A 26,201-nucleotide genomic window follows, 5' to 3' on the forward strand; every position below is an offset into this window, starting at 1 on the left:
TCGTCCCCGTTCTCCTTATTGATCTTTAGTGCGGATGAATGCTGCCTGTTGGCCAGCCTAGTGCACCCGGCATTCCGTGCCGGGCGCACCAGGCCCTTGGGTGTTGGGGGAGACTAGCCGTGAAGGGGCTTGCCGGCGAGTGCCAGGTGGGCTTCGCCCAGGGACTCGTTCTGGGTGGGGTGGGCATGCAGCAGCTGGGCCACATCCTCCGGGTACGCTTCCCAGTTCACGATCAGCTGGGCTTCGCCCACCTGCTCGCCCATGCGGGCGCCGATCATGTGGACGCCCACCACGGGGCCGTCCTTCTGCCGGACCAGCTTGACCAGGCCGGACGTGCCGAGGATGGAGCTCTTGCCGTTGCCGGCCAGGTTGTATTCCTGGGTCTGCACCTGGTCCTCGCCGAACTTCTCCTTGGCGGCCTTTTCGGTGTAGCCCACGGTGGCGATCTCCGGCTCGGAGTAGGTGACCTTGGGGATGTTGATGTCCTCGACCACCACGGGCTTCAGGCCGGCGATTTCCTCGGCCACGAAGATGCCCTGCTGGTAGCCGCGGTGCGCCAGCTGGACGCCGGGGACGATGTCGCCCACCGCGTAGATGTTGCCGACGCCCGTGTGGAGGCGCTCGTTGGTGATGACGAAGCCGCGGTCAATGGTGATGCCGGCTTCCTCGTAGCCCAGGTTGGCGGTGACGGGACCGCGGCCCACGGCGACCAGCAACAGGTCGGCCTCGAACGTCTTGCCGTCCACCAGGGTGACCTTGACGCCGTCGTCATTCTGCTCGACGCCCTGGAAGAACACACCGGTGGAGAACTTGATGCCGCGCTTCTTGAAGGCACGCTCGAAGTTCTTGACGATGGTGGCGTCCTCGTTCGGGACCAGCGAGGGCAGGCCCTCCACGATGGTGACGTCCACGCCGAAGGACTTCCACACTGAGGCGAACTCGACGCCGATGACGCCACCGCCCAGGATGATGGCGCTCTTGGGGATGAAATCCATGGTCAGGGCCTGGTCGGAGGTGATGACCTTGCCGCCGAGCTCCAGCCCGGGGAGGGTGCGCGAGTACGAACCGGTGGCCAGGACGATGTTCTTGCCCTTGTAGGCGGTGCCGTTCACTACGACGGTGTCCGTGCCCTGGAGCTTGCCTTCACCCTCGATGACGGTGATGCCCTTGGACTTGATGAGTCCCTGCAGGCCCTTGTACTTGCCGGCGATGATGCCGTCCTTGTACGCGTTGACAGCGTTGATGTCGATGCTGTCAAGGGTGACGTTCACGCCGTACTTGGCGGAGTCGCGGGCGTGGTCGGCCAGCTCCGCTGAGTGCAGGAGGGCCTTGGTGGGGATGCAGCCGTTGTGGAGGCAGGTGCCGCCCAGCTTTGCCTTCTCCACGAGGCCGACGGTGAGGCCAAGCTGTACTGCCCGGAGCGCGGCGGCGTATCCGCCGCTGCCGCCACCGAGTACCAGGATGTCGAATTCTTGCGCAGTTGCCTGATCGGCCACTAAAACGCTCCCTCGCGTGAACGATGACGCGGTCCTGCGCATCATCTGGTCTTGGAACTTGCACTGCCGTGATTATGCCAGCAGGCCAATTCTCTTGCATTTGTGACTACCGTGGTTCACCTTAGCGAACCACTTATCCATGCTCCACCCTGGCACCACGTTTGTGGAGCGCTTGTGTCGAGTGTCACGCGGCTTTGTGGCACAGGGATCACCGGTCCCGCAAAGCCGCGTGACAGCAGGCCGGAGTCCCGGCCAAAGGGGTCAGGCGGCAGCCAGGATGTCCTCCACGTACGCCACCAGGGTACGGACCGTGCAGCCCGTTCCCTGCTTGTGCGTGTAGCCATAGGGGCTCCCGTTATTAAAGGAGGGCCCGGCGATGTCGATGTGGGCCCAGGGGATCTGTTCCCCGTCCTTGCCCTTACCCACGAACTCGCGGAGGAAAACGGCGGCGGTCATCATGCCGCCGTGGCGTTCGCCGATGTTGGCGAGGTCGGCGACCTGCGAATCGAGGCTGGGGCGCAGTTCCTCGGGCAGGGGCATGGGCCAGACCAGCTCACCGGCCCGATCCGCTGCTGCCTTGAGGGGGCCCGTCACGCTGTCTGATCCCATGACGCCGGCGGTCCGGTTGCCCAGGGCGATCAGCTGCGCACCGGTGAGGGTGGCTACGTCGATGATGGCATCCGGGTATTCGCGGCTGGCGGCGACGATGCCGTCGGCCATCACCAGCCGGCCCTCCGCATCGGTGTTCAGGACCTCAACGGTCTTGCCGCCGAACATCGTGAGGACGTCCGCCGGGCGGGAGGCGGCGCCGGAGGGCATGTTCTCGGCGATGCAGAGCCACGCCGTGGCCTTGACCGGCAGGCCAAGTCCCGCGAGGGCCAGGACAGTATTAAGGACGACGGCGGCCCCTGCCATGTCGCTCTTCATGTCGCCCATGCCGAGGGCTGGCTTGATGGAGATGCCGCCGGTGTCGAACGTGATGCCTTTGCCCACAAGCGCGATCTTCGACGTTGCCCTCGCGGGGGAGTACTCCACCTTCACCAGGCGGGGCTGGCGTGCGGACCCCTTGCCCACGCCCATGATGCCACCGAAGCCTTCCTTCTCAAGGCGCTTCTCGTCCCAGACGGTGACTTTGACGGGCAGCCCCTTGGCCAGGTCCTTCGCGGCCTCGGCGAAGGTCTCCGGGTAAAGGTGGCTGGGCGGCTGGTTGACCAGGGACCGGGTGGCGTTGACAGCCCTGCCGATCAGCGTGGCCCGCTTGAGGACTTCGTCCAGTTCCTTCTGGCCGGCCAGTTCAGTGAAGATCACGGCGTTGCGGACGGGGTCCTTCAGGCCGTCCTTGGAGGAGCGGAACTCGCTGAAGGAGTAGGCCCCCAGCGCGGCACCTTCAGCCACGGCCTCGACATCGGCGAGGGACGCCGTCGGAAATGCCAGGGCAACGGTGGCAAGGCCGGCGAGCTGGCGGACAGCGGAACCTGCTGCCCGCCGCAGGGCTTCCCCTGCCAGGGGCTCCGAGGCCGACACCTTGCCCACGCCCGCCAGGACCAGCACGCCCGCGCCGGTCTCGGGGAGGCCGGGGAGGCGCACCAGCTGGTCGGCGGCGCCCGTGATGCCGAGGGCCTTGAGGGATTCAGCCAGTGCCTCGGCGGACCGCGCCGTCAGCGGGTTGTCGAGGAGGACGGGTCCGTCCGCACCCTGCCCCACACCTATGACGACGGCGTCACTGGGGCTTTTCTTCAGGTCCCGCGAGAGGGTACTAAGGTTGATTTCAGTATTCTTGACCACGCGGATCAGTCCTCGATTCTCGAAAGATGTTCGGGCAGGGGTGCATGTTCGGCGCTCTGCCATGGTTGCCCGGGTACCGCCGTTCGGAACGCAGTCCGGGTGTCTGCGGGCCCGCCTGGCAGGCCAGTTCCGATCGTAGCCCGTCCGCGTCTGAGCTGGTGAATTTCGTGAGAGGTGCGCCACAGCCGGCGCCGGAATGCCCGGCTGTCCCGGGGCGTTGTACAGAATGTCCACCCGCACCCATGAAAGGAACATGCCGTGCTTGAACGGATCTCCGGCTCCCTGCTGGACCCCGATGCGCTCTATGCGAGCAACATTGAGCTGTTCCACAGCCCTGAACTCCGCGGGCTGAACCTGGTGATGGGCTTTACCGGATTTGCAGACGCCGGCCACGTGGTGAAGCAGATCAACGCCGAACTGCTGGATTCCCTCGACGCGGAGCCGGTGGCCGTCTTTGATGCGGACCAGCTCATTGACTACCGCTCGCGCCGGCCGCACCTGACGTTCGTGGAGGACCACCTCCAGGACTACCAGGAACCCCGGCTGGCCCTGTACCGGCTGGTGGACGGGCTGGGCAAGCCCTTCCTGCTGCTGGCAGGGTTCGAACCGGACCTGCAGTGGGAGAGGTTCGCGCGCGCCGTGGTGGGCATCGTGGAGAAGCTGGATGTGAACCTGGTGACCTGGATCCATTCGATTCCCATGCCCGTTCCCCACACCCGGCCGGTAGGTGTGACGGTGCACGGCAACCGGCCCGAGCTGATCGAGGGCATCTCCGTCTGGAAGCCCACAGTTGAAGTCCCCGCTGCGGTGGGCCACATCCTGGAACTGCGGCTGGTAGAGGCAGGACGCAACGTGGCCGGCTATGTCATTCACGTACCGCACTACCTGGCAGAGGCGGAATACCCCACCGCAGCCGTGGCAGGCCTTGAATACCTGGGTGCGGCCACGTCCCTGATGCTGCCATCGGACAGGCTCCGTGAAGCGGGCCGCGAGGTAAGCCGGCAGATTGCGGAGCAGATCGACGCTTCCGAGGACGTCCAGCAGGTGGTGTCGCGGCTGGAGGCCCGCTACGACGAAAAGGCAGAGGGCACCGTCCGCCGGTCGCTCCTGGCAGACGAGAACGATGAACTGCCCAACGCCGACGACCTCGGCGCTGCAGTGGAGGCTTACCTGGCCAGGGAGAACCCGGGCCAGTAAAGGGTGGACCGATAAAAGCCTGCGGCGTCCGCCCGGGCATAATGAAGAGGTGACTGCACCCCGCGCCTGGATCATCTGGACCATCGGAATTTTCGGGTACCTGGTGGCCGTGGCGCAGCGGACGTCCTTCGGCGTGGTGGGTCTGGAGGCCACCGAGCGCTTCCAGGCCAGCGCGTCAGCCATCTCCTTCTTCACCGTCCTTCAGCTCCTTGTCTACGCAGGGCTCCAGATTCCCGTGGGGCTGCTGGTGGACAGGTTCGGCTCCCGTGCAATGATCGCCGGCGGCGCAGTCCTGATGGGCCTGGGCCAGCTCCAGCTCGCCTTCGCCGACAGCATCCCCGGGGGAGTGGCCGGCCGTGTCCTGGTGGGCGCCGGGGACGCCATGACTTTCATCTCCGTGATCCGCCTGATCCCGCTCTGGTTCGCTCCCGCCCGGGTACCCCTGGTAACCCAGCTGACCGGCATGTCCGGCCAGCTCGGCCAGCTGTTCAGCGTCATACCCTTTGCCTTCGTCCTGCATCTCGCCGGCTGGACCCCGGCGTTCCTTATGCTCGCCGGGATGTCAGCCCTCGCCGTCGTCCTTACCCTGGTGCTGCTGCAGGACGTTCCACCCGGAACGGCGCGCCAGCACGCCCAACAGGGACTGCGGGCCACCGGAGCCTCGCTTGCCCGCGCCTGGCGCCAGCCGGGGACGCGCCTCGGGCTCTGGAGCCACTTCACCATCCAGTTCAGCGGCACCGTGTTCGCCATGACCTGGGGCTACCCGTTCCTGCTCTCCGGCCAGGGCCTGGACGCCGGAACGGTTGCGGCCCTGATGGCCCTCTACGTCGCCGCCGCGATGGCGGTGGGGCCCTTCATCGGCCGGTTCGTCTCCCGCCACCCGCTGCGGCGCTCCACCATGGTCCTGCTCATCGCCGGCGCTACCGCCGCCGCATGGGCTGCCGTCCTGCTGACCCCCGGCCGCGCACCGCTGTGGCTGCTGGCCGGCCTTGTGGTGGTGCTCGCCGTCGGCGGCCCGGGGTCCATGATCGGGTTCGACTTCGCGCGGACCTTCAACCCTGCGCACCGGATCGGTACGGCCACGGGCATCGTCAACGTGGGCGGGTTCATCGCCGCCCTTATTGCCATCTTCCTGATCGGTTTGGTGCTGGACATCCTGTTTGCCAGCGGCTTCTCCCAGGGCGTCCTCTACGGCCTGGATCCTTTCCGGATCGCCCTGAGCGTCCAATTCCTGCTGCTGGGGTTCGGGGCGGGCGCCATGCTGGTCTGCCGGCGGAAAGTCCGGCGCCAGATGGCCGCCCAAGGCGTAGTGGTTCCACCGCTGCGCAGCGCGCTGGCCCGCCAGCGGCGCGAAAACCTTGCCCGGCGGCGCGGGTCATCCCTCCCGGACGAATAACACTGGTCCTCCACAGGCCATTACAGGCGCCGGTTTCCACATAGCAGCGGCCTGCACTGTCGAGCGGGCCCTGGTCACGCGAATGCTGGGGCCATGACACCTCCAGAACGGCTCACAGTCCGCGGCCCGGAAGACATCCTGGGTTTTATTCCCCACTCGCTGGGATACTGGCCCGCGCAGAGCCTCGTAGCCATGACCCTGCAGGGCAAGAGTCTTGGCGCTACCCTGCGGCTGGACCTGCCGGGACGCGAGGTGCTGGCCTCACCGGCAAAATTCCTGCTGGCCGTCCGGCGCTACCTGGAGGCGGACAAGGAGGCTGACGGCACATTGCTGGCGTTCTTCACCAGCAACGGCAACGCGTCGTCGCCGTCCCGGTATGACGGTCTGCTGGCCGGCCTGGACTCCATGCTGGAAAACGCCGGGATGCCGGTCCGCGAAGCCTGGTACGTCGGCGAGGATTTCTGGCGGGAGGCGTGGTGCCTGGATGTTTCCTGCTGTCCGGTGCCAGGCCGTCCCGTCCAGGCAATCCGCGACAGCCTGCTCAACACAGAGATGGTGTACCGCGGAAGCAGCGTTGGCCCGGAACCGGAGCAGCAGCTGCAGTCCGTGCTTCCGGTTTCAAGCCTCCACCTCGCTGCCGTCCGGGAAGCTGAAGCCGAGTGGTCCGCGCAACTGGACCTTCGCCGGGCAAGCAGGCCGCAGTTCGATGCGGTCCTTCGGCTCTGGTCAGCGCTGCTGGACCGCCCCCACGGGGAAGCATGGGTGCCTGAAGCGGACCGCGACGGATTCCTGCGGGCGACCTTGCTGGTCCCCGCCTACCGGGATGCCCTGCTGATGATGGCGGCAGCAGGCGTCCGGGCTGCCGAAGCCGGCGCCGGACAGGGCGGGCTCTTCCGGGGCGGGTGCCCCCTGGACCCGGTAACGCCCCAGGAACACTTGCCGGGCGCCGGAGCATTTGCTGACGGGCTGAAGGGCGGAGCGGTGCAGGAAGAACTGTGGGGGCAGGAAGAACTGTGCGGGCAGGAACTGCCCGGCGCGGACATCCCCGCCTATGGCGACGTCCTGATGGGCGTTGCCCCGGCCGCCCCGGACTGGGGCGGGCTTGATGCCCTGGACCTGGCCCTGGAGCAGCTTGCCGCAGCGGGCGGACGGGCGGCGGCCGCAGCGTTCACGGGCAGGGGCTGGATTGCCTGGTGCCGGGGACGCGGTTCCTACGCCGCCGTCTACCTCCGGCAGGCCCTTGAAGCGGAACCCGGGTACCGCCTCGCCGAACTGCTGCTGGAACTGGTCCGGCGTGGAACACTGTGCGGCTGGGCGGCGCGGAGGGAAGCCGCCTGGCAGAAGTTCGGCCCGGATGCGGCGTGAGCTCTGCCGGAAGAATACCGGCGGCTGCCAACAGGGCAGGACCGGCGGGTCCGGCGCGGGCGGGCGAATGACGGGGAGGCCCGATTCGGGGAAAACATGAGACAATGGAGGCCGAGACCCGGTTGGGTCCGTGTATTGAGCGCACATTCGTGGACCCTCCGGGGAACATAACAGCGGTTCCGGCAGTTGTCTTAACAGACTCTGCAGGCCGTGGTGGCGCTTGGTTTTCACCACGGACTTGACAGGGTCATAGTGGTGTTGCCCGTATGGTGATTCCACAGACCACCGCTAGAAAGGTTTTCTGTGACCCCGTCTTCCACGAAGAAGGACCCCGCCGCCCAGGACGAACTGTCCGCCGAGGAGAAGCAGGCTGCGACCAACGCCAAGCGTGCGGCTACGCGGGCAGCCAACAAGGCGTCGGCCGGTGCGGCAGCAGCGGACGGCAAGCCCGAGCCCAAAAAGCGCGGCCCCAAGCCCGGTGCGAAGGCAGCAGCCGCGAAGTCCGCTGCCGGTGACACCGACGACGCAGAAGAAGTCGAGGAAGACCTCGACGACATCGTCCTCGAAGGACCCGAAGTCATTGAGGAGGACGCCGAGGCCGATCCCGCCAAGGCCGTTGCCGGCTCAGGCAAGGGCTTTGTCTACTCGGACGCTGACGACGACGACGCCCCTGTCCAGCAGGTCATGTCCGCCGGAGCTACGGCCGACCCCGTCAAGGACTACCTGAAGCAAATCGGTAAGGTGGCACTGCTCAACGCCGAGCAGGAAGTGGACCTTGCCCTCCGGATCGAAGCCGGGCTGTTCGCCGAAGAGAAGATCAACGCGGACGACGGTTCCATGGATCCGAAGTACAAGCGCGAGCTTGAATTCATCATCCATGACGGCAAGCGGGCCAAGAACCACCTCCTCGAAGCCAACCTCCGCCTGGTGGTTTCACTGGCCAAGCGCTACACCGGACGCGGCATGCTGTTCCTGGACCTGATCCAGGAAGGCAACCTGGGCCTCATCCGTGCGGTGGAGAAGTTCGACTACACCAAGGGCTTCAAGTTCTCCACCTACGCCACCTGGTGGATCCGGCAGGCGATCACCCGCGCCATGGCGGACCAGGCCCGGACTATCCGTATTCCCGTCCACATGGTGGAGGTCATCAATAAGCTGGCCCGCGTCCAGCGCCAGATGCTCCAGGACCTGGGCCGCGAACCCACGCCCGAAGAGCTGGCGCTCGAACTGGACATGACCCCCGAGAAGGTTGTCGAGGTCCAGAAGTACGGCCGCGAGCCCATCTCGCTGCACACGCCCCTTGGCGAGGACGGCGACTCCGAATTCGGAGACCTGATCGAGGACTCCGAGGCCGTCGTGCCCGCGGACGCCGTGAGCTTCACGCTCCTGCAGGAACAGCTGCACTCGGTCCTGGACACCTTGTCCGAACGCGAAGCCGGGGTTGTGGCCATGCGCTTCGGCCTGACCGACGGACAGCCGAAGACTTTAGACGAAATCGGCAAGGTCTACGGAGTGACGCGCGAGCGCATCCGCCAGATCGAATCGAAGACGATGTCCAAGCTCCGGCACCCCTCGCGGTCGCAGGTTCTGCGGGACTACCTCGACTAAGAACCAGAACGTCTGGAAATGCGGCCTGCCGGCTGCCTGCCCTTCCCGGGTGTGGCAGCGGGCAGGCCGCTTTTGCGTGACCGGCAGGATACGCGGAGCTGGGAACGGTGCCCCTGATGGGGTCCTGGCCACGTCCTGCTAAAGATGGGCTTAAACGAATTGGGACCCCACCTTCCGGTGGGGTCCCAACAGCTTGGGGAAGCTAGTCGATTTCTACGGCTGCCTTCTCGTGAAGCTTGCCCGTTTCATCGTGCCAGTCGGAGCTCAAGGGCTTCAGAGTCGCCTCGACTGCACGGGCGTGGTGGCCGCAGAAGAGCAGCTCACCGCCGGAGGACTCCAATACAACCCGGACATAGGCCTGAGCTCCGCAACGATCGCACCGGTCCAGTGCATTGAGTGTGCGGTCTGCCACTGCTGTTGTCATGTCGGCCTCCTTAGTAGATCAGTACGTCTATATAACCAGCATTCGTAACAAAACCATCGCAAGGATGGGGCAAGTTCGCTGTGCGCGTATCCGCAATGTTGGCTCAAGAACGTCCAAGCGGCGTGGGGAGGCGCCGACGTGGCGCGGTCCACACCCTCCTCCAGGTGTGGCAGCCGGACCGCGGGCGCCGCGCCGTCTACCCTAGAGGAAGCGACCCCAGCCCGCTGTTTACGTCCCTGAAGGAGCTCACCACCAGTGGCACCAAGTTCTGATTACACTGCCCGGCACCTCTCTGTACTGGAGGGCCTGGAGGCCGTCCGCAAGCGCCCGGGCATGTACATCGGTTCCACCGACTCCCGGGGCCTCATGCACTGCCTCTGGGAGATCATCGACAACTCCGTCGACGAGGCACTGGCCGGATTCGGCCACGACATCAAGATCATCCTGCACTCGGACAACTCCGTGGAGATTTACGACGACGGCCGCGGCATTCCCATCGACAAGGAACCCAAGACAGGCCTGACGGGCGTCGAGGTGGTCTTCACCAAGTTGCACGCCGGCGGCAAGTTCGGCGGCGGCTCCTACACCGCTTCAGGCGGTTTGCACGGCGTGGGCGCGTCGGTGGTCAACGCCCTGTCCTCCCGCCTGGACGTCGAAGTGGACCGGGGCGGGAAGACCTACAAGATGTCCTTCCGCCGCGGTGAGCCCGGGCGCTTCAAGGACACCGGCTCCAAAACGGATCCGGCCGCACCATTCACCCCGTTCGTTGACGACTCGGTCCTCGACGTGGTGGGCAAGGCCAAGCGCGGCGTCACGGGTACCCGGATCCGCTACTGGGCCGACCGGCAGATTTTCACCCCGGACGCGAAGTTCTCCTACGAGGAACTGGCCGCCCGCGCCCGGCAGACCTCCTTCCTGGTTCCCGGCCTCAAGCTGACGGTGCGGGACGAACGGAGGGTGCCGGGAACCCCCGGCGAGGCGGGAACCCACGAAGAGGTGTTCCACCACGACGGCGGGATCTCGGAATTCGTCGAATTCCTCGCGGCCGACCCGGCAGTCACCGACGTCTGGCGGCTGCACGGCTCCGGAAAGTTCAAGGAGACGGTTCCCGTTTTGGACGAGCGCGGGCACAGCCAGCTTGCCGAGGTGGAGCGGGACTGTGAGGTGGACGTCGCGCTGCGCTGGGGGATCGGCTACGACAGCACCGTCCGCAGCTTCGTCAACATCATCTCCACGCCCAAGGGCGGAACCCACCAGTCCGGATTTGAGCAGGCCCTGGTCAAGACCTTCCGCAAAGCCGTGGAAACCAATGCCCGCAAGCTCAAGGCCGGCAACGACAAGATTGAAAAGGACGACATCTTCGCCGGCCTGACCGCCGTGCTGACGGTACGGCTCGCCGAGCCGCAGTTCGAAGGCCAGACCAAGGAAATCCTGGGCACGTCGGCCGTCCGCGCGATCGTGGCCAAGGTGGTGGAGCGCGAGATCAGCGCCAAGCTCAGCTCCGCGAACCGCAACGACAAGGCCCAGTCCGCCCTGTTGCTTGAAAAAATCGTCAGCGAGATGAAGTCCCGCATCTCAGCCCGCGTGCACAAAGAGACCCAGCGGCGCAAGAACGCGCTGGAAACCTCCTCCATGCCCACCAAGCTGGCAGACTGCCGCACGGACGACGTCGGACGTTCCGAACTCTTCATCGTGGAAGGCGACTCGGCGCTTGGAACGGCCAAGCTGGCCAGGTCCTCCGACTTCCAGGCGCTGCTGCCCATCCGCGGAAAGATCCTCAATGTCCAGAAGGCATCCGTGGGGGACATGCTCTCCAACGCCGAGTGTGCGGCCCTGATCCAGGTGGTGGGGGCCGGTTCGGGCCGCAGCTTCGATCTCTCCGCCGCCCGCTACGGTAAGGTCATCCTGATGACGGATGCCGACGTCGACGGCGCGCACATCCGCACGTTGCTGCTCACCCTCTTCTTCCGCTACATGCGCCCCATGATCGAAGAAGGCCGCGTCTTCGCCGCGGTCCCGCCGCTGCACCGGGTGGAGGTGATCAACGCGGGCCAAAGGGCCAACGAAATGATCTACACCTATTCGGAGGCCGAACTCCACGTCCTGCTGGGCCGGCTGGCCAAGGAGGGCAAGCGGTACAAAGAGCCCATCCAGCGCTACAAGGGCCTGGGCGAAATGGACGCGGAGCAGCTGGCAGAGACCACCATGGACCCCCGCCACCGGACCCTGCGGAAGGTGGGCATCGAGAACGCCAAGCAGGCGGAGGAGATCTTCGACCTCCTGATGGGATCGGACGTTTCCCCGCGCAAGGACTTCATCATTGCCGGCGCTTCAAGCCTGGACCGGGAGCGCATCGACGCCTGACGGCCGCAGGCGCCAGGACAGGTACCGGGACGGGTGTCGGCTCGGTTGTGTCGGCGCCGCAGGTGAAGGACGACGGCGGGACTCAGCCCAGCAGGCCGGGCACCACGAGCAGGGCGGTGGGCAGCGCCAGAAGCAGCACGGAGCCCGCCATGACCATGCTGCGGACCGGCGCCGGCAGCTCGGGCCGGGGCGAGAGCAGCCTGCTGACCCGTGAGGCGGTGGTCCGGGCGGAGTCCGCGCCGGACGTGCCGGCGGCGGCATCAAGTCCGGAGAGCGCCAGGCTGGAAACCTCCTGCCGGAGCTCCGCGCCGCCGGTGTTCCCGGCCGAGCCGCTGGCCACAATGGCGATGGCCTTGATCAGCGTGGCCTTGCTTTCGGTCTTGAGCGCCACGTCGTCGGCCAGCATCTCGATCAGTGAGTTCACGGATTCCTGGGCGAGGCGGGTGGTGGGCAGCCAGGGCAACGCCTGCCGCCAGGCGGCGAAGGCCCACAGCAGCAGGTGGTGGCGCTGGCTCAGGTGGGCGTTCTCATGAATCAGGACCGCACGGAGTTCCGCCGGCTCAAGGGCCGCCATCAGGCCATCCGAAAGGACAGTCACGGAACGGGCGCCGCCGGGAAGGCAGTATGCCACGGGGGAGTTGTGGCTGATGACCAGGGTTCCCGTCCCCTCAGCGGACGGCGAGGCCAGCAGGGACAGCAGTTCGCGGTGCCGCCGCCGCTGGCGCTCAATCTTGTAATAGGTCAGCAGCAGCGTGAACACCAGGTGGGCAGTCAGCAGCGCCGCCGCGGACAGGGCAAAAATATGCCAGAAACCCAAGGCTGTGGTGGGGGCGTTGTACAGCACCATGCCGGCGAGGGCCCGCAGCCCGGCGATCAGGTTGTCCCCGATCGGCTCCAGGCCGTACACCAGCATCGCACCGATCATGGACAACCCGCCGGCCAGTGCTATCGCCTGCCACAAAATCATGGCAGTGAACGGTGAGCGGGCGGGCCACTGCGCCCGTGAGAGGAGGACAGGCACCGGCCACGCCAGGACTATCGCAAGGACCGCCAGCAGGTACGAGGCCCAGAACATGGTCCGCTAGAGGTGGCCAAGCAGTTTGCGCAGAGTTTCCGCTTCACCCTCGGACACGGACCCGATAAAGCGGGCCAGCACTGCCTCGCGGTCCGGAGCCGAGCCCAGTACTTCGTGCATCAGCTCGGCGGTGTGGTCCTCGCGGCTCGAAACAGCCTGGTAGCGGTGCGGACGGGTGCCGCGTTCGCGCTCCACCAGGCCCTTCTTCTCCAGACGGGACAACACGGTGAGCACGGTGGTCACAGCAAGTTCCTTGCCCTCGTGGCCGGCCGCTCCGCCCTGCCCTGCGGAGGTCTGCGCGAGCCTGTCGCGCAGGGTGTTGGCTGTGGCTGCTTCCTGGCCCGCCCAGAGCAGATCCATCACTGCCCGTTCCAGTTCACCAAGACTAGCCATTGCACTTTTCCTTTGTTCCCCGCGCCACCGCCGCCCGTGCGGCGGTGGCTGCATGCATTGTTTGAACTACAACTTCCAATTTACCCGGTTTTCCCGCGACTTTCTACGTTGGGTAGAACAGGTGGCGTGATGCTGCCCTTGCCTGGCGCCGCGGGGGAGTGGAAGCTGGTTTTTACACCGCTGCCGACGTTGTTCTACACTCGGTAGAAGTTGGAGTTCTACAAAACGTAGAAGATCCGCATCCGCCGACACGAGGGACCGCCTTGGACGCTATGGACGCGCTGGAAATCGCACGCTGGCAATTCGGTATCACCACCGTTTACCACTTCATGATGGTCCCGCTGACCATTGGCCTTGGCCTGGTTGTCGCAGTCATCCAGACCGCCTGGCACCGCACGGGCAACCCCGAATACCTGCGGATGACCAAGTTCTGGGGAAAGCTGTTCCTCATCAACTTCATCATGGGCGTGGCCACCGGCATCGTCCAGGAGTTCCAGTTCGGCATGGCCTGGAGCGAATACAGCCGGTTCGTGGGCGACGTCTTCGGTGCGCCCCTCGCCCTGGAAGCGCTGCTGGCCTTCTTCGTCGAATCCACCTTCCTGGGCCTGTGGATCTTCGGCTGGAAGCAGCTCAAGCCCGGCATCCACCTGGCGTGCCTGTGGATCGCCGTGATCGGGTCAGTTTTTTCCGCGTACTTCATCATCGTGGCCAACAGCTGGATGCAGCACCCTGTGGGCGTGGAGATGATCGACGGCCGGCCGGTCATGACCGATGCGTGGGCCGTCTTCACCAACAACACCGCACTCGTCGCCGTTCCGCACACCCTCTTCGGCGCCCTCGCTGTCGCTGGCGGCTTCCTGCTGGGCATCGCCTGGTACCACCTTTGGCGGAGGCGGCGCGACGGCGTCGACACGGTAGATGCCGACGGCAAGGTGATCCCCGGGGAAGCGGCGGATATTCCCGGCCGCGACCGCGACGACCACAAGGTCTGGCTCCGGTCGCTGCGCATCGGCGCAGTGGTTGCCATGATCTCCTTCGCCGGCACCGCCCTCACCGGGGACCTGCAGGGCAAACTGATGTTCGAACAGCAGCCCATGAAGATGGCCGCGGCGGAAGCCGCCTGCCATGACGGCACCGGCTTCTCCGTCCTGAGCATCGGCAACCTCGGTTCACAGGACTGCGATGACATCGTTGCCCTGATCGAAGTACCTGGCATCCTCTCCTACCTGGCGAAGGGGGACTTCACCACCGAGGTCCAGGGCGTCAACAGCCTCCTGCCCCAGTACAAGGAGGCCTACGGGACCCACCTGCCGGACAACCCCATCTATAGCGAACGCGCCGGCCAGGAAATCGACTACCTTCCCGTCATGGAGGTCACCTACTGGGGCTTCCGGATGATGATCGGCTTCGGCGGACTCGCCGCCCTGGCAGCCCTCGTGGCGCTGTGGATCACCCGGAAGGGAACCGTTCCCGAATCCCCTTGGCTGATGCGCCTCGCCGTGTTCGGCATCCTGGCACCTTTCGGGGCCAACGCGGCCGGCTGGATCTTCACCGAAATGGGCCGCCAGCCGTTCGTGGTGGCTCCCAACCCCGATCCCAGCGGCATCGACCAGGTGTTCATGTTCACGGCAGCCGCGGTATCTCCCGGTGTCTCCGCCGGGGAACTGCTGGCGTCGCTGGTCACCCTGACGGCGGTCTACGCAGTCCTGCTGGTGGTTGAGGTCAAGCTGCTGGTGAAGTACATCCGCGGTGGAGTGGTCTCCGCCATGCCGGAACTCGTCCATGCGCCGGCCGATGAAAACGAGGACGCCACCCCAGGACCCGGTGGCACCGGCGGCGGCAAGCCCGGCGACGACGTCCTGGCCTTCGCCTACTAAGCCGCGCACGATAAAGCAGAGGAAACAAAGAAATGGAACTGCTGCCAACCGTCTGGTTCATTGCCATTGCGGTGCTGTGGACCGGATACCTCTTCCTGGAGGGCTTCGATCTCGGCGTCGGAATGCTCATGAGGCTTTTCGCCCGCAACAACACCGAGCGCCGTGTCCTGCTCAACACCATCGGTCCCGTCTGGGACGGCAACGAGGTATGGCTCCTGACGGCCGGCGGTGCCACGTTCGCCGCCTTCCCGCTCTGGTACGCCTCCTTGTTTTCGGCCCTCTACCTGCCGCTGCTGGTGGTGCTTGTCGCCCTGATTTTCCGGGCGGTTGCCTTTGAGTACCGTGGCAAGGTGGACACCGACCAGTGGCGTGCCCGCTGGGACTGGGCCATTGCGCTGGGATCCTTCTTCGCGGCCTTCGGCGTGGGGGCAGCGCTGGCGCTTACCACCACAGGCCTGCCTTTGAACGCCAATGGCGACCGCGAGGGAGGCCCGCTCGCCTGGTTCAGCGGATACGCCGTGCTCGGCGGCCTCGCCGTCGTGGGCTTCTCGCTGCTCCATGCCCTGGCTTTCCTGGCACTGAAGACCGACGGCGACGTGCGGCACCGGGCACGGGCATGGTTCGTGCGCCTGCTCCCCGTCCTGCTCGTTCCCCTCGCGGCCTGGGCGCTCAGCATCCAGTTCCTGGACGGCAAGCCCTGGACCTGGGCCCTTGTCCTGCTGGCGGTTGCTGCCGCGGCTGCAGCCTGGGCTTGGGCCCGCAGGGGAGCTGAAGGCAAGGCCTTCTCCGCCCTTGGAGCGTTCCTGGCCCTGGGATCGGCGTCGATTTTTGCCGCGGTGTTCCCGGTGGTTCTGCCGTCCACCCTCAATGAGTCCTTTGACCTCACCATTTCCAACGCCTCCTCCTCGGACTACACCCTGGGGCTCATGAGCGTAGTGGCCGCCTTCGGGCTTCCCCTTGTCATCGCCTACCAGGCCTGGACCTACTGGGTGTTCCGCCGCCGCGTCAGTGCGGCGCACATCCCGGAGGCCCACAGCTTCCTGCCGGCCATCGCCGCCAGGGCTTTCACCACGAAGGGCTGACATGCGGCCAAGTTTCCCTCCCGGCCCGGCCACCCGCTCCGCCATCTACCTGCTCGGCCTGCTGGCAGCCCTGAAGGCCCTGTCCCTGGTCCTGATGGGCCAGGCAGTGGCCTCGGCGCTGGCCGGACTGGAGGCAGGGGATCCGGACTGGGCAAGCCAGGTTGCCTTGGGGCTGGCCGGCGCAGCCCTGCGGTCCCTGGCCGTCTGGGGCCAGGCCGTGGCTGCCCGCCGGGCTGCCCTTGGCATCAAGGAGGAACTGCGGGCCGGGCTGCTCGAACGGGCGCTGCGCAACGGCGCCAGGGGAACCGGCCCTGCCGACGGCGGGCTCGCCGTCCTGGCAACCCGTGGGCTGGACGCACTGGACAACTACTACACCCAGTTCCTCCCCGCGCTGGTGAACTGCGCGGCCATCCCGCTGCTGCTGGGAGCACGGATCCTCTTTGCGGACTGGGTCAGCGCGGTGGTGATTGTCCTGACGGTGCCGCTGGTGCCGCTCTTCATGGTCCTCATCGGCCGTTACACGGAGGACAACGTCCGTGAAGCCCAGGCTGCCCTGGGTAGGCTGTCTGCTCACATGCTGGAGCTGGCAAAAGGCCTGCCGGTCCTGGTGGGGCTCGGACGGGCCACGGCCCAGCGGAAGGCCCTCGAGGAGATTTCCGAGGAATACCGCACCCGCACCATGGGAACCCTGCGCACCGCTTTCCTCTCAGCGCTGGCACTGGAACTGATCGCCACGATCTCCGTCGCCGTTGTGGCAGTATTCATCGGCGTGCGGCTGGTGCACGGGGACATACCGCTCGAGGCAGGCCTGCTGGCACTGATCCTGGCCCCGGACTGCTATCTCCCGCTGCGTGAACTGGGCACCGCCCACCACGCCAGCGACGACGGGCGGGTGGCCCTCGCGGAAACCACCGCGGTCACCGAAGCCCCCGAACCCCGGCCGCTAGCCGCTGCCAGGGCGGGACGGCCCGGCGCCCCTGTTACCGTCACAAACATGGCCGTGGACTACAGCGGACGGTCCGGCCCCGCCGTCGGCCCCCTTACCTTCACCGCGCCGCAAGGCAGGATCACTGCCCTGGACGGAGCCAGCGGCGCAGGAAAAAGCACGGTCCTGGGCGTGCTCGCGGGAACCATTGGGGACGGAGCCGGCACCACCGTCACCGGCACCATCCAGGGCCTAGACCGCGCTGCACTGGCCTGGGTGCCGCAGCATCCGGTGATGCTCGCGGAAACCGTCCTGGGCGAGGTGCTGCTGTACCTTACCGGGGATATCGAGGGCTCCCGCGGCCACGCCGGGATGGAAGCCGCAGCGCGCGCATGCCTGGCCCGCGCCGCCGCCGGCCACCTGGCCCACCAGCACCCCGCGGAGCTGAGCCCCGGCGAACTGCGGAGGGTGGCACTCGCCAGGGGGCTTGCCAGGATCGAGGCCGGGGCCACGGTCCTGCTGCTCGATGAACCCACAGCCCACCTGGACGATGCCTCGGCCATGGTGGTTGAGGACGCGATCCGCCACCTTCGCGGACGCGTCACCGTCATCCTGGTGGCGCACAACGGGCGCACCCGCAACCTGGCCGACCACCTGGTGCCCGTGGCTGCCCACGCGGAACCTGTCCACCCCGAGCCTGTCCACCCGGAGCCTGTCCGGGCAGGGGAACCAGGACTGCGGGCCATGGTGCACGCTGCCGCCGCAGGGATTGCGCCCGGCGCTGAAGCGTCCCTTGGTGGCGCGGCTGCGGGCCCGAAGCAGGCCGGGCAAGCCTCCGGTATTGCTTCGGCCTCCGGTATTGCTTCGGCCGCCGGCACCATTGCCGGTGCCCCCGGCGCGTCCGGAGACCGGCAGCCGGCAGCCAGGCTCCTCGCAGCGCTCCTGGCGCCGGTCCGCGGCAAGTTCACGGCCGCTGCCGCCGTGGGCACCCTGGCGGCCGTCTTCGCCGTCGCGCTGTCCGGACTGTCCGGCTGGCTGATCATCCGTGCCAGCGAGCAGCCGCCCATCCTGTACCTGCTGACGGCCATTGTCGGCGTGCGGTTCTTCGGGATCGGGCGGGCCGTGCTGCGCTACTGCGAGCGGCTCCTGCTCCACGACGCAGTGTTTGCCGCCCTCACCCGCCTTCGGGGACGCCTCTGGGAATCCTTGAGCCGCAGGGCCCTTGCGCTCCGCCGCCTGCTCCAGGGCGGCAACGTCCTGGGGACGGTCATTGACGACGTCGATACAGTCCGCGACCTCCTGCCCCGCGTTGTGCTGCCTCCGGTCACCGCGCTCGCGGTGTCCGCGCTGGCCCTGGCCACCACCTGGCTGCTGGTGCCGGATGCATTCCCGGCCGTGCTCGCCGCCGCGGCAGTGAGCCTGTTCCTGGCTCCTGCGGTGGCGCTGCGGGCCGACCGGAAATCCGCCAGTGCCGAGCAGGTCCTCAGGTCCGGGGTCCTGCACCGGATTTCGGCAGCCCTGGATGCCCGCGCGGAACTGCATGCCAACGGTGTTGCGGCTCCGGTGCTGGCCGGACTGCGCTCCCAGGACCGCAGCGCCACCCGGGCGTCCCAGCGGTCAGCCTGGGCCGACGGCCTGGGGCACGCAGTCACCACAGCCTCCTGCTGCGCGGCGGCGTTCGCAGCCGCCTGGCTGGCTGCTCCCGCCGTGCTCGAAGGCCGGATTGCCCCGGCGACGGCTGCGGTGGTGGTGCTGCTGCTCCTCGCGCTGGTGGAACCCTACGCAGCCATGACGACGGCGGTGCGCCAGTTCCCGGCGCTTCGGACAGTCATGCGCCGCGTGGCGGCCTCCGGCGCCCTGGACGCCGCCGCGGAAGGCGCCCCGGATGACGGCCTGCACAAGGTGCCGGCCCGGCGCAACGGTGCTCCCGGCGTCGAACTTGTTGACCTGGCCGTGGCCTGGCCCGGCGGTGCCCCGGTGTTTTCAGGGCTCAGCGCCGTTGCGGAACCCGGCCGGTGGCTGGCTGTCACCGGGCCATCGGGTTCCGGAAAGTCCACCCTGCTCTCGGTGCTGCTGGGCTTCCTGCCTGCCGCGGAGGGTAGCGCCCGTGTGACCGGCCGGGCCGCATGGTGTCCGCAGGAAGCCCACCTTTTCGACTCGACCATCCGCGGCAACCTGCTGCTGGGCAGGCCCCCCGCGAACGGCCCGGCGGGGGACGGCGAACTGCTGGACGCGCTGGCTTCTGTGGGACTGGCAGGCCTGGTGGAGCGCCTGCCGGCCGGCCTGGACACCAGGATCGGGCCGGGCGGAGCGTTCCTGAGCGGGGGAGAGCGCCAGCGCCTGGCGGTGGCGCGCACGTTGATGACAGGCGCGGAGGTGATCCTGCTGGATGAGCCGACAGCGCACCTGGATGCTGAATCGGCAGAGGCCATGCTGGCCGACCTGCGCGCGGGGCTCGCCGGCCGGACGGTGGTGCTGGTGACCCACAACCCGGCTGACATCCTCCCGGAGGATGCGCGGCTGGTGCTGGCCGGTTCCGGGAACGCCGCGGGCACCGGACGGGCCGAAGCACCGGCGTATGCCGTGGTGGCTGAAGGTGGTCAGCCGTCCACGTCGTGAAGGTGGTGGACAACGTCGTGCAGGAAGTACTGGGCCAGCGTCAGGACGGTGAACTCCGAACCGTTGCTGCGCAGCCCCTTCCGCCCCCACTCTGATTCGCGGACCCCGGCGAAGGATTCAGCCGCCTGCTTTCCCTCAGCCGTCAGCTCCGCGCTGACAACCGCCGGATCCGCGTTGGCGTAGTCCTTGTCGATGGCCGTCTGGTCCTGGTCCCAGTTCTCGAAACTTGCATCATCCGAATCGAGCATGAGGTTCAGGCGCCGGTCAAAAAGGCTGAAGACATCCCGGACATGGCAGGCATACTCCAGCGGAGACCAGGTGTCCTCGTTGGGCCGTTCCGCCACGTCCGGCCTGCGCAGCACGGCACGCCAGCGGGGCAGCATGTTTTCGATGCTGCCCGGAACGGTGGAGGGTGTCACCGTTCCGGCGTCGAACGAGCACTCCGGGCAGGGGCGGGTCAGGACCCAGGTCCAGTCCTTCTCATCAGGCACGATAGGCATGCAAGCAGTCTAGGGCCCGATCAGTCGCTCTGCGCGGGATCGGGCCATGCCATGGCGGGACCCACCACGTCCACCGGCTGCGACAACGGGACGCCGGAGCCGTCCCGCCGGCCATGCTCCTGCGGCAGGGACCGTGCAACCCCGGCGGCTGAGGCTGCCTTGGCCGGGCCGTGCCCCGCCCAGGCCAGCAGCAGTGTGTCCTCGCCCTTCAGGAAGCGGTGTGCCCGCACGCCGGCGGTTGCGCGTCCCTTGACGGGGTACTCGGAGAACGCCGTGACCTTCGCCGTTCCCGGGGCAGTCCCGGGAAGGGCGCCTGTTGTCCCGGCGATGGTTACCACCACTGCGGCCTCGTCCTGGGGCTGGACCGCGCCGAAGAACAGCACCCGGTCACCGGCCGCCAGCTTGATTCCCGCCATGCCGCCGGCCGTACGGCCCTGCGGGCGAACGCTGGCCGCTCCGTACTTCAGCAGCTGGGCCTGGCTGGTCACGAACACCAGCTCGGCATCATCAGCTCCCGCCGGCACCACGTTGACCACGAAGTCCTTGTCCTTGAGGGCTATGACCTCCCAGTCCTCCCGGTTCAGGGGGTAGTCAGGCTGCACCCGCTTCACCACACCCTGGGAAGTGCCGATGGCCAGCACTTCGTCAAGCGGCACAAACGCCACCAGGGTTTCCCCCTTGAGCAGGGTAAGGAAGTCCTTGGCCGGAACCCCGCCTGCGAGGTTGGGCAGTCCGGACATGGGCGGCAGCACCGGCATGTCCATTACCTGAAGGCGCAGCATCCGCCCCAGCGAGGTGACCGCCGCGATCTCGCCGCGCGCCGAGGTTTTGACCACGGAGGTGAACACATCGTGTTTTGCCCGGGGGCCCGCCTCCGCCAGCGGCTCCTGGTTGCTGGTGCGGGCCACCTGCCCCGAGGTGGTCAGGATGGCCCAGCACGGATCGTCGGCGATTTCCAGGGCGAGCGGCGCCGCCTTGCCCTTCTTCCCCGCCGCCAGGGCAAGATCGGCAGCCACGGTGGGTGCCACGGCTTCGGATTCCAGCAGGACGGTGCGCCGCGGAGTTCCATGCTCCTCGGCAATCTCGCCCAGTTCGTCGGACACCAGGGTCCGGAGCCGCTCCTCGGAGCCCAGGATCGCCTCGAGCTCCGCGATCTCGCGGCGCAGCTCGTCCTGCTCCTTCTCCAGCTCGATCCGGGAATACTTCGTCAGCTGGCGCAGCCGGAGTTCCAGGATGTAGTTCGCCTGGATTTCCGAGAGGTCGTAGATGGACATCAGCCGGGCCCGTGCCGCTGCCGCCTCATCGGAGGAGCGGATGATCTGGATGACCTCGTCGATATCCACGATCGCGATGAGGAGGCCCTCCACCAGGTGGAGGCGGTCCTTCTTCTTGCCCAGCCGGAACACCGTCCGGCGGCGGACAACGTCGATCCTGTGGTTGACGTAGACAGACAGCAGCTGCACCAGGCCCAGGGTCTGGGGCTGGCCGTCCACCAGGGTGACGTTGTTGATGCCGAAGGAGTCCTCCATCGGCGAGTAGCGGTACAGCTGCTGGAGGACGGCGTTCGGGTTGAAACCGTTCTTGAGCTCAATGACCAGCCGCAAGCCGTGCTTGCGGTCCGTCAGGTCCACGATGTCGCTGATGCCGGTCAGCTTCTTGGAGTTGACGGCGTCCTTGATCTTCTCGATGACCTTCTCCGGGCCCACCATGTAGGGGAGTTCGGTGACCACCAGGCCGGTCCGCCGTGCGGACAGCTGTTCCACCTCAACCTTGGCCCGGGTCTTGAACGATCCACGTCCCGTGGCGTAGGCGTCGCGGATGCCGTCCAGCCCTACGATCCGCCCCCCGCTGGGCAGGTCCGGGCCCGGCACGAACCGCATGATGTCATCCAGGGTGGCGTCCGGGTGGGCAATCAGGTGCCGCGCGGCGGAGATGACTTCCACCAGGTTGTGCGGGGCCATGTTGGTGGCCATGCCGACGGCGATGCCGGTGGCCCCGTTGACCAGCAGGTTGGGGAACGCGGCCGGAAGGACGTCCGGCTGGGTGAGCTGGTTGTCATAGTTGGGGACGAAGTCCACCACGTCTTCGTCGAGGTGGTTGGTGAGCGTCAGGGCGGCCGCCGCGAGCCGCGCTTCCGTGTACCGGGGGGCCGCGGGGCCGTCGTCGAGCGATCCGAAGTTGCCGTGCCCGTCAATCAGGGGCAGCCGCAGCGAGAAGTCCTGCGCCATGCGCACCATGGCGTCGTAGATGGCGGTGTCGCCGTGCGGGTGCAGCTTGCCCATGACCTCGCCCACCACGCGGGCACTTTTGACGTGGCCGCGGTCCGGGCGCAGGCCCATGTCGCTCATCATGTAGAGGATGCGCCGCTGCACCGGCTTGAGCCCGTCGCGCGCGTCCGGAAGCGCCCGGGAGTAGATCACCGAATAGGCGTACTCCAGGAAGGAACCTTCCATTTCGGAAGTGACATCGATGTCCACGATGTTTTCCGTGTAGGGGGTGGTGTCTTCGGGCGGGGCTGAGCTTTGGCGGCGGGCCATGGGGTTGGTGAATCCTTCTGCAGAGCTGTGCAATGGGTTTGTTGGGCGCAAGCGGCGGTGCCGGGGGAGTTTTTGGCTAGGCTAAGCCTATGGTGGAACAGCCCGTGGACGGCGAATATCCGGAACATTGGGAAGCCGATGTCGTGCTGCGGGATGGTGGAACGGCCCATTTGCGGCCCATCCACCCCGCGGACGCGGACGCCGTCCAGAAATTCCACATGGGGCAGTCGCAGAATTCAATCTACATGCGCTTCTTTGCCTTCAAGGCCAAGCTTTCCAGCAAGGAGCTCAAGCGGTTCACGGAGGTGGACTACCGGGACCGGGTTGCGTTCGTCATCACCATCGGCGGTGAGATCGTGGGAATTGGCCGGTATGACCGGCTGGACGACCCCACGGAAGCCGAAGTGGCGTTCAACATCGCCGATTCGCACCAGGGGAGGGGAATCGGCTCCATCCTGCTCGAACATCTTGCCGCTGCCGCCCATGAGAACGGGATCCGCCGCTTCAGCGCCGAGGTCCTGCCGGAAAACCGCAAGATGCTGATGGTCTTTTCAGACGCCGGCTATGACGTAAAACGGCATTTCGACGACGGCGTGGTCAGCCTGGAGTTCAACATCGACCCCACCGAGAAATCACGGGCCGTGATGGAATCCCGCGAACACCGCGCGGAGGCGAGGAGCGTCCGGGACCTGCTGACGCCGTCGTCCATTGCCGTGATCGGCGCGAGCCGCAAGTGGGGGACCGTTGGCTACCAGCTGCTGGAGCACATTATCGAAGCCGGCTTCCACGGGCCCGTGTATGCCATCAATCCCGAGGCATTGGAACTGGCCGGCATGATCTCCTACGGCAAGCTCTCGGAGGTTCCGGAACCCGTGCAGCTGGCCGTCGTCGCCGTTCCCTACGAGGAAGTGCCCGCCGTCGTGGCTGACTGCGCAGCGGCAGGGGTGAAGGGCCTGGTGATCGCTTCGGCAGGTTTCGCGGACGACGGCGAACGCGGCCTGGTGCGGCAGCGCGACCTGGTGCGGCAGGCACGCGCCAACGGGATGCGGGTGATCGGACCGGCGTCCCTGGGGATCGTGAACACGCACCCCGCCGTGTCGCTCAACGCCTCGATGGCGCCCGCACTGCCGCTGCGCGGCGGGCTGGGGTTGTTCTCCCAGTCAGCGGCCATCGGCGTCTCCCTCTATGCCGCTTCCAGCCGGCGCCGGCTGGGCCTGTCCACCTTCCTCTCCGCCGGAAACCGCGCGGACGTGTCGGGCAACGACATGATGCAGTACTGGGAGGACGACGCCGACACCTCCGCCGTGGGCCTCTACCTGGAATCGATCGGCAACCCGCGTAAATTTTCCCGGCTGGCACGGCGGCTGGCGCGCATCAAGCCGGTCATTGTGGCCAAGTCCGATGCCATGGGGCTGCGGCTCCCGCCCGGCCACGCCGTGCGCACCACCCAGGCGCCTGCGGGAGCGCTTGACGCGATGCTCCGCCAGTCCGGCGTCATCCGGGTGGAGACCATAGAGCAGCTTGTGGACGTGGCGCAGGTGGTGTCCAACCAGCCGCTGCCCGCCGGGCCCGGGCTGGCCATCTTCAGCAACTCCCAGGCCCTGGGGAAGGTGGTGGCAGACAGCGCCTCGTCGCATGGGCTCAGCGTCGCCCGGCTGGTGACAGGAGTGGACCTCGACGCCGGCCAGTCAGTCGCCCTTCCCGCCCTGCGTTCGTCCCTGCTCGCCGCCCTGGAGTCCGATGCCGTCCATGGGGCCGTTGCCGCGCTGCTTCCGGCCCGCGGGCTCACGGTGGACAACCTTGCAGAAGTGCTTGCCGAATGTTCGGTGAAGTCCGGAAAGCCGGTGGTGGCCGCTTTCACCGGAATCCTGGATCCCTCCATCTATGTGGAGGGCATGGTGGGGTCCGCGGAGCAAACCGTTCCCTGTTTCTCCAACCCAGGCGCTGCTGTGGCCGCGCTCGCGGCCGTAGTGCGGTACTCCGAGTGGGTCTCGCGCGACCACGGGCACTTCGTTGAGCCCGAAGGCTGCGATCCGCAGCGCGCGCGGGCTGAACTGGAGGGCCTCCTCCGTGACGTGAAAGGGGAGCAGCTCAAGCAGCTGGACCCGGCGGCCACGCGCTCCCTGCTGGGCCACTACGGCATCTCGGTGCTGCCTTCCGTTGGCTTCGATACGCCGGACCAGGCCGTTGAAGCGGCGGACATGCTGGGCTGGCCGGTGGCGCTGAAAACCACCGACCCCTCGCTGCGCCACCGACTGGACCTCGGGGGAGTCCGCCTGGACATCCAGGACGCCGAGTCGTTGCGCCTGAACGTGCTGCAGATGCGGCGGACCCTGTCCCGCTACGGTGACCCGGCGCTGGAAGTGCAGAGCATGGCGCCGGTGGGGCAGGCCTGTACCTTCCGGGCCATTGAGGACCCGCTCCTTGGGCCGGTCATCTCTTTCGGCCTGGCCGGGGATGCGGTCAACCTGCTGGACGACTGGGCGCACCGGGTGCCGCCGCTGTCCGCCGCAGACGTGCACGACTTCATCCGCGGGCCGCGGGCAGCCCGGAAGCTGTTCGGCTACCAGGGCCTGCCGGCAGTGGACGTAGCCGCCCTTGAGGACCTGGCCGGCAGGCTCGCCTGGCTCAAGGACAGCCATCCTGAGATTGCGCTGGTGGAATTCAACCCGGTGCTGTGCGGCGTGTCCGGGGCGGTGATCCTGGCCGCGGATGTCCGGATCGGCAACGCAGCCCAGCGCACCGACAGCGCCCGCCGGGCCATGCTGGGCTGACGCGGTTAGCAATGTGGAGGGCCGATCTGTGAAAATGGGGTAATGAGCTCACAGCCTCCCGCGTCGGCGCCCGAAACGCCCGGCAATGAAAACCAGGCAGTCCGCCACAGCTCACACAGCCACAGCGCCGAGGGCCAAAGCCTGGACGGTGCGCTCCAGAAAGCGGGTTTCTACCCCCGCCTGGTGGCTGACGTGGTGGACGACGCACTGGACGGCCGCGAGTGCGTCGCCCACCTGGTGCACCTGGAAACCCACTTCGACCGCGCCGAGGTGCGCCGCCACATCACCGTGCTGGTGCTGACCGCTGACATGCTGGTCATCACCCACGTGGACGACCAGCAGTTGGATGAGGCCGGAGAACAGATCGTGGCCCAGATCTCCACCGAGTCCGTGCCCGTGGCGCAGATCCGCTCCGTGGTCCTCAGCTACATGTACGCCCAGCCGCAGGACTACAAGCCCTCAGACCCGGTCCGCGAAGTGACGCTGTCCATAGCATGGTCCGGCGGCCAGCGGCTGGACATGGGCCCAGCCAGCTGCGGGGATCCTCAGTGCGAGGCGGACCACGGGTACACCGGCACCATTGCCCAGGAAGACATCGTCCTGCGGATCAGCGCTGAAGCGGACGGACTGCAAGCTGTCCAGGACGCCAAGCTTTTTGCCCGCGCACTGCGCGCCGTTAACACGGGCTCCGCTGCTCCGGCGCCGCACATCCAGTCACTCCCGGCCCGGCCGCGTTCCGGCGTGTTCGGCAACCGGCTCAGCCGCGGGCACCAGCAGCGCTGAG

The 26,201-nt window shown here is 67.0% G+C and carries 17 protein-coding genes; 10 read left to right on the forward strand and 7 right to left on the reverse strand.

Annotated elements, in window-relative coordinates; genetic code table 11:
• Positions 1–113: 113 nt before the first annotated feature.
• Both lpdA and ACIQF4_RS16000 read right to left on the reverse strand, forming a co-directional pair.
• The gene (gene lpdA, locus ACIQF4_RS15995) at positions 114–1,496 is read right to left on the reverse strand and encodes a dihydrolipoyl dehydrogenase (RefSeq protein ID WP_066275209.1); all 1,383 of its coding nucleotides are present in this window, start codon (positions 1,494–1,496) and stop codon (positions 114–116) included.
• 261 nt (positions 1,497–1,757) lie between these two features.
• A complete protein-coding gene (locus ACIQF4_RS16000) occupies positions 1,758–3,281 on the reverse strand; it encodes a leucyl aminopeptidase (protein ID WP_400516833.1) in 1,524 nt (507 codons plus the stop codon).
• Positions 3,282–3,539: 258 nt separating this feature from the next.
• Between ACIQF4_RS16000 and ACIQF4_RS16005 the strand changes: the two genes are divergently transcribed.
• From ACIQF4_RS16005 to ACIQF4_RS16020, 4 genes are all read left to right on the forward strand, one after another.
• A complete protein-coding gene (locus ACIQF4_RS16005) occupies positions 3,540–4,478 on the forward strand; it encodes a PAC2 family protein (RefSeq protein ID WP_350002226.1) in 939 nt (312 codons plus the stop codon).
• Positions 4,479–4,527: 49 nt separating this feature from the next.
• Positions 4,528–5,874: a nitrate/nitrite transporter gene (locus ACIQF4_RS16010; protein ID WP_400516835.1), complete on the forward strand. Its 1,347-nt coding sequence runs from the start codon at positions 4,528–4,530 to the stop codon at positions 5,872–5,874.
• Between the two features lie 93 nt (positions 5,875–5,967).
• Positions 5,968–7,239 carry a DUF4192 family protein gene (locus ACIQF4_RS16015; protein WP_400516837.1) on the forward strand — a complete coding sequence of 424 codons (1,272 nt, stop codon included), beginning with the start codon at positions 5,968–5,970 and terminating at the stop codon, positions 7,237–7,239.
• Positions 7,240–7,542: 303 nt separating this feature from the next.
• Positions 7,543–8,847 (forward strand): RNA polymerase sigma factor, encoded by a 1,305-nt coding sequence (locus tag ACIQF4_RS16020; protein WP_066275225.1) that lies wholly within the window; start codon positions 7,543–7,545, stop codon positions 8,845–8,847.
• A 202-nt stretch (positions 8,848–9,049) separates the two neighbouring features.
• Here ACIQF4_RS16020 and ACIQF4_RS16025 read toward each other — a convergent pair whose 3' ends face one another.
• Positions 9,050–9,271, reverse strand: coding sequence for a hypothetical protein (locus ACIQF4_RS16025; protein WP_013600696.1), 222 nt, complete (start codon positions 9,269–9,271; stop codon positions 9,050–9,052).
• A 255-nt stretch (positions 9,272–9,526) separates the two neighbouring features.
• On the opposite strand from ACIQF4_RS16025, the gene ACIQF4_RS16030 reads away from it, so the two are divergent.
• A complete protein-coding gene (locus ACIQF4_RS16030) occupies positions 9,527–11,635 on the forward strand; it encodes a type IIA DNA topoisomerase subunit B (protein WP_400516839.1) in 2,109 nt (702 codons plus the stop codon).
• Positions 11,636–11,717: 82 nt separating this feature from the next.
• On the opposite strand, the gene ACIQF4_RS16035 is transcribed toward ACIQF4_RS16030, so the two are convergent.
• On the reverse strand, positions 11,718–12,710 hold the full coding sequence (locus ACIQF4_RS16035) for a M56 family metallopeptidase (RefSeq protein ID WP_350002231.1): 993 nt from the start codon (positions 12,708–12,710) through the stop codon (positions 11,718–11,720).
• 6 nt (positions 12,711–12,716) lie between these two features.
• On the reverse strand, positions 12,717–13,103 hold the full coding sequence (locus tag ACIQF4_RS16040) for a BlaI/MecI/CopY family transcriptional regulator (RefSeq protein WP_013600699.1): 387 nt from the start codon (positions 13,101–13,103) through the stop codon (positions 12,717–12,719).
• Between the two features lie 272 nt (positions 13,104–13,375).
• Between ACIQF4_RS16040 and ACIQF4_RS16045 the strand changes: the two genes are divergently transcribed.
• From ACIQF4_RS16045 to cydD, 3 genes are read left to right on the forward strand one after another with little or no spacing between them, the layout of a single operon-like run.
• Positions 13,376–14,980, forward strand: a complete 1,605-nt coding sequence (locus ACIQF4_RS16045; protein WP_400516871.1) for a cytochrome ubiquinol oxidase subunit I — start codon at positions 13,376–13,378, stop codon at positions 14,978–14,980.
• Positions 14,981–15,012: 32 nt separating this feature from the next.
• Positions 15,013–16,062, forward strand: coding sequence for a cytochrome d ubiquinol oxidase subunit II (cydB, locus tag ACIQF4_RS16050; protein WP_400516840.1), 1,050 nt, complete (start codon positions 15,013–15,015; stop codon positions 16,060–16,062).
• Position 16,063: 1 nt separating this feature from the next.
• A complete protein-coding gene (cydD, locus tag ACIQF4_RS16055) occupies positions 16,064–19,606 on the forward strand; it encodes a thiol reductant ABC exporter subunit CydD (RefSeq protein ID WP_400516841.1) in 3,543 nt (1,180 codons plus the stop codon).
• Here cydD and ACIQF4_RS16060 read toward each other — a convergent pair.
• Together ACIQF4_RS16060 and ACIQF4_RS16065 are read right to left on the reverse strand one after the other, a co-directional pair.
• Positions 19,588–20,106, reverse strand: a complete 519-nt coding sequence (locus ACIQF4_RS16060; RefSeq protein WP_400516843.1) for a DinB family protein — start codon at positions 20,104–20,106, stop codon at positions 19,588–19,590. The two genes, cydD and ACIQF4_RS16060, sit on opposite strands and share 19 nt — an antisense overlap.
• A gap of 20 nt (positions 20,107–20,126) precedes the next feature.
• Positions 20,127–22,643, reverse strand: coding sequence for a DNA topoisomerase (ATP-hydrolyzing) subunit A (locus tag ACIQF4_RS16065; RefSeq protein WP_400516844.1), 2,517 nt, complete (start codon positions 22,641–22,643; stop codon positions 20,127–20,129).
• A gap of 89 nt (positions 22,644–22,732) precedes the next feature.
• Between ACIQF4_RS16065 and ACIQF4_RS16070 the strand changes: the two genes are divergently transcribed.
• A complete protein-coding gene (locus tag ACIQF4_RS16070; protein WP_350002236.1) occupies positions 22,733–25,417 on the forward strand; it encodes a GNAT family N-acetyltransferase in 2,685 nt (894 codons plus the stop codon).
• A gap of 42 nt (positions 25,418–25,459) precedes the next feature.
• Positions 25,460–26,200: a DUF5998 family protein gene (locus ACIQF4_RS16075; RefSeq protein WP_400516846.1), complete on the forward strand. Its 741-nt coding sequence runs from the start codon at positions 25,460–25,462 to the stop codon at positions 26,198–26,200.
• Position 26,201 lies beyond the last annotated feature (1 nt).

The sequence above is a fragment of the Pseudarthrobacter sp. NPDC092202 genome (genome assembly GCF_044755505.1).
In the GTDB taxonomy this organism is placed as follows: Bacteria; Actinomycetota; Actinomycetes; order Actinomycetales; family Micrococcaceae; genus Arthrobacter.